This window comes from Ochrobactrum sp. SFR4, assembly GCF_019730395.1.
Taxonomy (GTDB): domain Bacteria; phylum Pseudomonadota; class Alphaproteobacteria; order Rhizobiales; family Rhizobiaceae; genus Pseudochrobactrum.
Window position 1 is genome coordinate 1 of sequence record NZ_JAAPBB010000279.1, and the last position, 405, is coordinate 405.

A 405-nucleotide genomic window follows, 5' to 3' on the forward strand; every position below is an offset into this window, starting at 1 on the left:
CGGTGGCGGTGTACCGACATTCGGCAGAGACACGGACAATTGTCCGGCTGGCGTGGTGACAGTCACAAACCACTGACTGCCCATGAAATAACGGGTCGTTACAGTGCCATCAACATGACCGGCACCGACATTGGTCAGGTTCAGCTTTTCCGGACGGATGAACAGCGAGACTTTCTTGCCGCTCACAGGCTGTTCCGGTGTAAAGCGCACTGTTGTGTTTTCAATTGCCAGAACATTTCCGGCTTCAACCTGCGCATTCAGGAAATTGGATTTACCGACAAAATTGGAAATGAAATCATTACGCGGATGCTCATAGAGCTTATAAGGCGCATCCACCTGAGTGATATTGCCCTTTTCCATCACGACAATGCGATCACTGATCGACAATGCTTCTGCCTGATCATG

Annotated in this window: 1 protein-coding gene; it reads right to left on the bottom strand. The window is 50.1% G+C overall.

The features are described 5' to 3' along the window. The coding region (locus HBA93_RS18980; protein ID WP_221724336.1) for a TOBE domain-containing protein at nucleotides 1-405 on the bottom strand (405 nt) is incomplete at both ends.